This window comes from Gammaproteobacteria bacterium (assembly GCA_029882975.1).
In the GTDB taxonomy this organism is placed as follows: Bacteria; Pseudomonadota; Gammaproteobacteria; order SZUA-152; family SZUA-152; genus JAJDNG01.
Map to the genome: position 1 here is coordinate 22,901 of JAOUJW010000047.1, position 8,593 is coordinate 31,493.

At 46.1% G+C, this 8,593-nt stretch carries 6 protein-coding genes; all 6 read right to left on the bottom strand.

What is annotated here, in order from left to right:
- The gene (locus tag OEY58_21850) at positions 1–2,697 is read right to left on the bottom strand and encodes a molybdopterin-dependent oxidoreductase (GenBank protein ID MDH5328099.1); all 2,697 of its coding nucleotides are present in this window, start codon (positions 2,695–2,697) and stop codon (positions 1–3) included.
- A 62-nt stretch (positions 2,698–2,759) separates the two neighbouring features.
- Complete coding sequence (locus OEY58_21855; GenBank protein MDH5328100.1) at positions 2,760–3,560, bottom strand: ABC transporter ATP-binding protein; 801 nt, start codon at positions 3,558–3,560, stop codon at positions 2,760–2,762.
- Positions 3,561–3,610: 50 nt separating this feature from the next.
- Positions 3,611–4,627 carry an ABC transporter permease gene (locus OEY58_21860; GenBank protein ID MDH5328101.1) on the bottom strand — a complete coding sequence of 339 codons (1,017 nt, stop codon included), beginning with the start codon at positions 4,625–4,627 and terminating at the stop codon, positions 3,611–3,613.
- Positions 4,628–4,667: 40 nt separating this feature from the next.
- Entirely contained in the window at positions 4,668–6,050 is a 1,383-nt protein-coding gene (locus OEY58_21865; GenBank protein ID MDH5328102.1) for an ABC transporter substrate-binding protein, read from the bottom strand.
- Between the two features lie 908 nt (positions 6,051–6,958).
- The gene (locus tag OEY58_21870) at positions 6,959–7,570 is read right to left on the bottom strand and encodes a hypothetical protein (protein ID MDH5328103.1); all 612 of its coding nucleotides are present in this window, start codon (positions 7,568–7,570) and stop codon (positions 6,959–6,961) included.
- A gap of 564 nt (positions 7,571–8,134) precedes the next feature.
- The coding region (locus tag OEY58_21875; GenBank protein ID MDH5328104.1) for a transposase at positions 8,135–8,593 on the bottom strand (459 nt) is incomplete at its 5' end.

The window sequence follows — 8,593 nt, forward strand, 5'->3', positions numbered from 1 at the left end:
TCAGGAGGATATTTTAGTAAGGGTTTCCGAACGTTTTGCCAATAGTTTTTGTAGCTCCGGTTTACATGACCCACAATTTGTACCGGCTTTCAAAACTTCACCAATTTGTTCCACACATTGTAAATTCTGGTTTTCTATCAAGGCATTAATTGGATTAAGCCCCACATTGAAACAAGAACAAATCACCGGTCCTTGATCCACGGCATTTGAGGATTTTGCCGCCAGGATGTTTTTTCTGTCGCTTTTTTGCAGCGGATGATCGAATAATTGCATTAACCAGTTTTTATCGGGTAATCGGTGCTCCGGCGTAACGAACAAACAACTATCCAATCGCCCCACGTCAATGCGCGCGGCACGATAGCAAATTTTTGCTAAATCAAAGTATTCAATCCACTCGGGCACATGCGAATCCGTACACAATAATTTCCGAGCCACACGACTCCAATCAGCGACCGGGTTTAATCCAGCCAGCTCGTACCGTATGACACCAGAGCAGTTGATCTGAGCCCAATAATCAAATTCCTCAATAGCAAGTTCACGTTTCGACAGAACAAAACCATACCATGTTGCTTGAAACGGCTTTAACTTAACGGGGGTTGATTTAAATTCCGGTTGGCCGGAAACAGGATCAGCATGGGCTTCAATAAGCCGACAGGCTACGGCGTTAGCAGAGAACCGGTCGTTCCAATGAATGGGCATAAACACAGTTCCACGCTGCTGATTGTCCTCAAGCCGGGCACGTAACGTTATAGAGGCCTTTACACTTTGCAGTGTTACCAGTTGATTGTCCAATACACCGATGTCGGATGCGTCATGGGGGTTTATTTCCACAAACGGTTCGTTAATATGCAGCAGAAGTCTGGGTGACTTCGAAGTTCGCGTCATCGTGTGCCACTGGTCCCGTATCCGTCCCGTATTTAAGGTATACGGATATTCAATGGATGTGACCACTACCGGCTTGTGTGCTCCCACGTGCACAAAGCGGGCTTTGCCATTTGCGGTAAAAAAACGCCCGTCCGTAAACATTCTTTTTGTAGCTAGCGGCAAACCACTGTTAAGATCTCGCTTCACCGGCCATTGTAACGGTGCTAATTCATCATACTGTTGTACGCTCAAATCCATTAAACCACTAATGTCAAAGTCGCGATGTGCTTCCAAACCGGTGTTGTGTAACCCTGACAAAGTCGCATGTTCATTAAATATTTCATGGGCCGACTCATACTTAAATGCGTTTGGAAATCCCATTTTCCGCCCCACCTGACTAATGATCCACCAATCCGGCTTGGCCTCTCCGGCACCTGCCAAGAACGGTCTTTGCCTGGAAATACACCGTTCGGAATTAGTCACAGTACCATTGCGTTCACCCCAGGTTTGCGCCGGTAAAAGTATATGCGCATAGCGGGTGGTATCTGTTTCTTGCACGCAGTCTGACACAATCACCAACTCACACCGGCTTAACGCCTGGCGAACGGCGGTTGAATCGGGTAAAGAAACGGCGGGATTGGTTGCCATAATCCATACGGCTTTGATTTTTCCCGAATGGATCTCACGAAACATATCAACCGCTTTTAGCCCCTCTGTTTTCGCCAAGGAATCCGTCTGCCAAAACTTTTGTATATAGCCCCAATGCTCTGGAGTGTTGAAGTCCATATGCGCCGCCAGTTGGTTGGCCAAACCACCTACTTCCCTCCCCCCCATAGCATTAGGTTGTCCGGTAATGGAAAAAGGAGCAGATCCCGGCTTACCCATTCGTCCGGTAAGCAGGTGCACATTGATAATTGCGTTAACCCGGTCAGTGCCGTAAGACCATTGATTGATCCCTTGAGAAAATAGGGTCACCGTCGAGTCGTGTTGCGCAAACAGACTGTAAAATTTCAACACCTCTGTTACGGATAAACCGCACTCCTGCGCCACGGTTGGAACGTCAGGAAGATTGGTATTGATAATCTCGGAAAAACCCTGAGTATGGTTTTCCACAAACTGATGGTGCATCATCCCCGTATCGTAAAGAAACTTGAACAAGCCGTTAAACAAGACCTGATCCGTACCTGACTGCAAGGCCAAATGTAAATCGCAGCTTTGGCTGGTTGCTGTACGCCTGGGGTCTATCACCACCAATACCTGATTGGGGTTCTGCTTTCTCGCTGTTACAATGCGCTGGTAGATAACAGGGTGACACCATGCGGTGTTGGAGCCTACCAGAACCAATAAATCGGCCAGTTCCAAATCTTCATAGCATCCGGGCACCGTATCACTGCCAAATGCGCGTTTGTGACCCGCTACGGCTGAGGACATACAAAGCCGTGAGTTGGTGTCGATATTGGCGCTACCAATGAACCCTTTCATGAGTTTGTTGGCAACGTAGTAATCTTCTGTCAGTAATTGCCCGGAAACATAAAAGGCGACAGAATCCGGGCCGTGGCTTTCTATGGTTTGCTTCAGGCCTGACGCTACTGCGGCGATGGCGTCGTCCCAGGCAACGGTATTCCCTTTGATCTGCGGATACAGCAACCTTCCGTCCAAACTCAAGGTTTCAGCTAAAGCGCTGCCCTTGGAGCACAGCAACCCGCGATTGGCCGGGTGAGCAGGATCGCCCTTAACGCGGAATTCGCCATTGTCATCTGGTGTTATGACAACACCACAACCTACCCCACAATAGGGACAGGTGGTTTTTATGGCTTGAGATTGAATAGACATTTTAGACATCAAGAATTAGTTGGCAGAAACTCCAATCACACAAACAACATAGGCCGCTCTCTTCATGCAGCCTCTTCGGGCTTGCGTTGCCGTTCATATAAGAACTTCAACACCGCTGACCGGTAGGTATTGTATTGAACATCGTTGGCCAAGCCAACACGATCTCTGGGCTTAGGCAGATCGATGGATAATACTTCACCGACCGTAGCCGCCGGCCCGTTGGTCATCATGACGATACGATCAGACAATAATACCGCTTCATCCACATCATGAGTTATCATAATTACAGTGTTCTGCAAACGGGATTGAATTTCTATGAGTGAATCCTGCATGTGGGCCCGTGTTAGCGCATCCAGCGCACCAAAGGGTTCGTCCATTAACAACACTTCCGGTTCCATAGCCAAAGCCCTGGCGATACCCACACGCTGTTTCATACCACCGGATATTTCTGAAGGACGCTTGTGCATCGCATGTTCCATATGCACCAGCTCCAGGTTGTGCTCCACCCACTGCTTTATTTCTTCCTTGGTTTTCCTATTTTTGAATACCTGCTTCACCGCCAATTCTACATTCTCATAGGCACTCAGCCAGGGCAACAAGGAATGGTTCTGGAACACCACGGCGCGGTCCGGTCCGGGTTCATCCACTTCTCTACCGTTGAGTATGATGCCACCCACAGTCGCTTGATATAAACCCGCGACGATGTTGAGCACAGTGGACTTTCCGCAACCCGAATGCCCGATTAAGGAAACAAACTCCCCTTTGTCAATTTTTAAATCCACGGCATCCAAAGCTTTAAACGACCCTTTGGGAGTGGGGAATTCCATGGAAACATGGGATATGTGTAAGTGTGGCTTGCTCATTTTTATCTCCTAATAGCGTGACCATTGCCAGGCACCAAACTTGGTCAACCTTACCGTATGACTGCAGATTTATCCCAACTCACCGCTTTTTGCAGCATCAACATTAAGCGGTCAAGCAAAAAGCCAATTAAACCGATGGCCAGTACTGCCACCATAATACGCGCCAGGGAATTGGAGCTGCCGTTTTGAAATTCGTCCCAGACAAACTTACCTAAGCCAGGATTTTGAGCCAACATTTCCGCAGCAATCAACACCATCCAACCAATACCCAGCGATACCCTTAAGCCTGCAAACATCATTGGGACAGAAGCGGGTAACACAATCTTTACCACTTTTGTAAACCAGTTAAGACGTAATACGCGACTGACGTTTATTAAATCCTGATCCAGGGTAGACACACCTACAGTGGTATTGATGATGGTGGGCCAGACACAGCACAAGGTTACTGTTATCGCGGAGTTAAGATAAGATTTTTGAAACACGGGATCGTCGCTGATGTACACCGCACTAACCACCATGGTGACAATAGGAAGCCAGGCCAAAGGCGATACGGGTTTAAATACCTGAATCAAGGGATTAAGTGCCGTATACAAGGTGGCGCTTAATCCACACACAATACCTACCGGTATGGCAATTAATGAGGCCAATAAAAAACCGGCCGCTACGGTCACCAAGCTGGTAATGATCTGATCAAAAAACGTAGGCTTTCCCGTATAAGGGCGCATTTTTACTTCTGCATCGGGGTTCTTTTCCAGTTTTGCCGCATTGCGTTTTTCCTGACGCTCTATAAATGCCTGCTCTTTAAGCCGTTCCGCCTTGTGCTCTTCCAGCAGCGTCAAGGTTTGTTCCCATACTTTACCGGGCCCCGGTAGTGCCCCCAGTGAAGTCTGTATCTGCGATGCGACGCCCGACCACAAGATTAAGAACACCATAACAGCCATTACCGGTACACCCAGGTTTACAGCCGTTGTTTTGGCCAAGCTCTTGAATTCAATCTTATTCAGTCGCGAACCGATCAGATTAAAGAGCTTTATATTGTCGAATACACTTTCGGCTCTTGCACTCATTACTTATCCCTTATTTACCTACATTTAGGAAATTCACGATTTATATCTTCTGCTTTTCTTTTAAACCAATTTTGAATTTTTTCAGATAGGCATTGGGCTGATTACCGTCATAGACCACATTATCGATGAAATGTGTTTGAGGTTTGCGTATTCCCGTTTCGGTCTTAAAGTCAGGAAAATCAGCTGCTTTTACTTTACCGTCAGCAATGAGTGCTTTAGCCGCCAATGCATAAATGTCCGGCCGGTAAACACGCTTGGCCACATCCAAATACCAACTATCGGGTTTGTATTCTGATATTTGCCCCCAGCGACGCATCTGAGTCAAATACCAAATAGCATCCGAGTAGTAGGGATAAGTCGCAAAATAACGGTAAAAGACGTTGAAATCCGGCACATCTCGTTTGTCGCCTTTTTCATATTCAAAGGTTCCGGTCATGGAATTGGCGATAACTTTGTAGTCGGCACCCACATACTGCGACTTGGACAGTATTTTTACCGCTTCCGGACGGTTCGCGTTGTTATTGGCATCCAACCACTGCGCTGCACGTATCATGGCTTTGACCACTCGAATATGCGTATTGGGGTACTTATCAGACCATTTTTTGCTGACGCCAAACACTTTCTCCGGATTGTCTTTCCAGATTTCATAATCGGTAATCAATGGCACACCAATGCCCTTAAACACCGCTTGTTGGTTCCAGGGCTCTCCAACGCAATAGCCATAAATAGTTCCAGACTCCATCGTCGCCGGCATTTGCGGTGGTGGTGTTACGGATAGCAGAGTATCGGCAGAAATCTGGCCGCTGGTATCGCCTTTGTGCGGCGCATAAAAACCCGGGTGAATACCACCTGCAGCTAACCAATAGCGCAGTTCATAATTATGAGTGGAAACCGGAAAAACCATACCCAGCTTAAACGGTTTACCTTGCGACTTGTATTGATCCACCACCGGTTTCAAATAATCTGCTTTAATGGGGTGCACTGGTTTACCGTTTTCATGAGGCACATGTTTTTTCATCTGCTCCCAGATTTTATTGGACACCGTGATTCCGTTACCGTTTAAATCCATGCTGAAAGCTGTAACGATATGCGCCTGAGTACCGAAGCCGATGGTCGCTCCCAACGGTTGTCCGGCCAGCATATGAGCCCCGTCCAATTCACCGTCAATAACGCGATCCAGGAGTACTTTCCAGTTTGCCTGCGCTTCCAAAGTGACGTATAAGCCTTCATCTTCGAAATAGCCTTTTTCGTAGGCTATAGCCAAGGGAGCCATGTCGGTCAGTTTAATAAAACCGAATTTCAAATCCTCTTTTTCAGGCTCCCCAATTTCCGCGCAACTTATACTTGTCCACGTGCTTAACAATAAAAAACTACTCAACAGTGCCGTATGAAACTGCTTTTTTCCGCGCACATTAAAAATCATTTCTCCCCTCCGATACACTTGAAACATTGCTACTCTTTCCAGTTACATTCGCATCAAGCGTGCCATAACAGAAACAACTCGTAACTTATTGTTACTAATAAATATTTAATACATTCCTAACAATTGCTACCCCTTTGAGGTGCAACCATTTGGTGCAATGAATTACAACGGGGAATAATTCGCCCTATATTGACGCGCGCGAACATCTACGAGGAAGGTGTTAAGGAAGTGGAACGCCGTGTAAAAGAAATTCTATTTTTGTATGTTATGATTTGGAATTAATCGACAATACGGTTGTTTTTCGAACGCAACCGGTTTTTTTCGAAAACTGCTCCAATAGCTCCAAAGATTCTTCACTGACTTTAGTTATTCGACCGTTATTCATACCAACATAGTCGCCGGCCTTACGGCGATGAACCAATCCATCCGTTGCGCGTATTTAAACCCACCGCTCATTACTTTGCATAACACTACCGACCATATGTAGTGATTGCAGAGAAACGTTTTCTAACGCATCTTTGTCTCGATTTGAGACTGGAGAAACGACCACCTTTGTTTCTTTTCCCTTTTTGGAATAAAATTCCGCAGAAAATGGATCCCTGAGATCCTCATGACCGTATATATAAACCGAATAGCTTACTACTACAGGCAGACAACAACGGGACTAGCAACAACGGGACTAGCAACAATACAATAACAGATACATCAAAACGCATGGGGATAAGAGTAGACATTCGACTTCAGTTTTTCTGGTACGCGTTTCACACAAGGCGGTGAGGAAGTCGGTATTATTTCACATTATGGATCCGCTAATTGTATACCCATCTAATCGGTCAGACGGAATAGCGATTTATTCCGTCTGACTCTTACCTGATAGATACTGGTCTACGATACCTGACACTTCTCGATTAATGGGTCAATACGATTTTCGTCAAAGTGGAATAAACCCCTCCCACATAGAGATGCGTCTGCAGCACCAACTGATCCCCTTTTAAATGCACTACATCGGCAAATTCACGAACCATGGTTCCTCTGCCTTCATATATTATTCTTGCGTAAAATGTAAAAGCATTTTTGGATGTACTCATTACCTGCGCCAGATCCTTTGGCCCTGCGGTTCCTCGCTGGAACTGATCGGGCTTTAGTATAAAGGTAATGGTCTTGCGCACATCGGAATTGTTTTGTGAAGCATAATTCAATTTAAGCTCAAATTTTTCCCCATCAAAATGACTTTCGCCGGAAACCGAAAACCGTTTACTCTTGACCCTTGGATTATTTTTAGATCCCAGACATTCATCTTCACTCATTTCGCCGGACCAATTGCCGGTAGAGCGTTCCAGAATGGATTTAATAGCGTCATACTCCTCAGAGGTCATGGGCGGAACATCTTGTATGGTATATACATCATGACCCTCGGCCACCAGCGGCGAATCCTCGTAACACGGAACAGCAATAACGAATTGAGAAACCACAACAGCCACCATTGCAACCACAACCAAAACACTTGCTTTTGTTTGCATAGCGAATCCTTATTATCTTATTGAAAACGGGTGCGAAATGTGGATACGGCTTTGTTGACATGTTAATTCAACCCAATCCAATTGCAGAATATATGCCAGCCGCACATTGTCGTCACAAACCTGTGCAGCCTTAAGGTCCGGTAGTACCGCCCCGCCATCAACGTGAAACGGTAAGCAAGGTAACCCGAATGCAGCCCTGCGGAATCCGGGGTTACATCGTCGGATTCCAGGTTGAATGCAGTGGTCCATCAACAAAGCAAAGGAAGCTGTTGGTTTTAGGTTGCGGCCAATTTATGGAATACAACTAATACGGCGTACCATTGAGGTATTCAACCCCGGATTCCGCAAGCTGCATCCGGGCTACCTTATGGATAATGTCGATATAATTTTATCGCACCACCCGTTTATCACGGGTGGTTTAAACATATGGTAAACAAACTGCTTTTTCATTAGTCTGCCAGTTTCTATCAACGTATTTATTTCAACACTATTCATAAAGTCCGTAGGGTGGAATAGCCCTAAGCGTATTCCACCAAGCAGTACATCAGATTACCCCAAACCAATTTAAATGACCACAGGATCAACAAACTCCCCCACTCTCATTTCCTCTACCGCATCACCACCCCAATCCACAGGATAAATCCCTTGCGCCACGCAACGATGAAAACTGGAATGAGGCCAATCGCGCACGCGACTCACATAACCATGCTTAACCGGGTTGTAGTGCAAATAATCCATGTGTTTTTCATAATCCTGGTCATCGCGGATGAAATGTTCCCAATAACGACGTTGCCATATTCCGCGTTCGCCTCGGGTTTGCCTTGTGGTATTGAGTCGTTCGATTTTGGGTAGGGTTTTGGCAAAGTGAGTTTTAATTAAACGCCAACGGCTTGCAAAATCCTGGTCGCCTTCAGGTAGGGTCCAAATACAATGCATGTGATCCGGTAAGACTACCCAACCATCGATGTGAAACGGTAATTTCGTTTTGACCTTTTTTACGGCGGTTCGTAAAGAATCGATATG

Excerpts from the sequence above, each read along its gene's own strand:
- OEY58_21850 (MDH5328099.1), bottom strand. The coding sequence starts at position 2,697 with ATGTCTATTCAATCTCAAGCCATAAAAACCACCTGTCCCTATTGTGGG.
- OEY58_21855 (MDH5328100.1), bottom strand. The coding sequence starts at position 3,560 with ATGAGCAAGCCACACTTACACATATCCCATGTTTCCATGGAATTCCCC.
- OEY58_21860 (MDH5328101.1), bottom strand. The coding sequence starts at position 4,627 with ATGAGTGCAAGAGCCGAAAGTGTATTCGACAATATAAAGCTCTTTAAT.
- OEY58_21865 (MDH5328102.1), bottom strand. The coding sequence starts at position 6,050 with ATGATTTTTAATGTGCGCGGAAAAAAGCAGTTTCATACGGCACTGTTG.
- OEY58_21870 (MDH5328103.1), bottom strand. The coding sequence starts at position 7,570 with ATGCAAACAAAAGCAAGTGTTTTGGTTGTGGTTGCAATGGTGGCTGTT.